1 protein-coding gene is annotated in these 933 nt (G+C 46.3%); it reads left to right on the top strand.

Features of this window, described 5'->3' with window-relative positions; all coding sequences use genetic code 11:
- Nucleotides 1-69: 69 nt before the first annotated feature.
- Nucleotides 70-933, top strand: an 864-nt coding sequence (locus tag A3729_RS19445) for a homocysteine S-methyltransferase family protein (protein ID WP_197475937.1), incomplete at its 3' end; no start/stop codon positions are given.

Consider the following 933-nt stretch of genomic DNA (forward strand, 5'->3'; position numbering starts at 1 on the left):
AGATAGCGCTTTCTACAACATCGCATAGAATTGCGTGCTATTTCACCTTATTTTGGGAATACACATTTAATGTCCAACATACAAAATAGAACTCAGCTTTTGAACGACGCGCTAAGCAAGCGCATCCTAATACTGGATGGCGCTACCGGAACAATGATCCAGCGCTTTAAGTTTGAAGAGGAAGACTATCGCGGTGAAAGGTTCAAAGACCACCCTTCGGAAGTTAAAGGCAATAATGACCTATTATGCCTGACTCAAGTAGACGCCATTGCTAGCATCCATAAACAATATCTAGATGCAGGCGCAGATATAATTGAAACAAACACTTTCAACTCGACCAAAGTTTCCCAAGCTGACTATGGCATGGAAGAGCTTGTATACGAGTTAAATTTCGAAGCTGCACGTATTGCACGTGAAGAAGCGGAGAAGAAGACCGCTGAAACGCCCGACAAGCCAAGATTTGTTGCAGGTGTCGTTGGCCCAACATCACGTACGGCATCCATTAGCCCCGACGTTAACGACCCGGGTTTTAGAAACGTCACTTTCGAAGAGCTTTACGACAATTATTATGAAGCCACCGATGCCTTGGTAAAAGGCGGTGCCGACATAATCATGATCGAGACCATATTCGATACGCTTAATGCTGAAGCAGCTATTTATGCAGTTGAACAATACTTTCAGGATTCCAAACTGAAACTGCCAATCATGATTTCAGGCACCATCACTGACGCCTCGGGCCGTACTCTGTCCGGGCAGACAGCTGAGGCCTTCCTAATATCTGTTAAGCACTGCAAGCCTCTGAGCATCGGTTTTAACTGCGCTCTGGGTGCCGATGCACTTCGGCCCTACATTGAAGAGTTATCTACCAAGGGCGAATGCTATGTTAGCGCCCACCCTAACGCAGGCCTGCCGAATGAGTTTGGTGAATACGAT

It is taken from the genome of Oleiphilus sp. HI0043 (assembly GCF_001634935.1).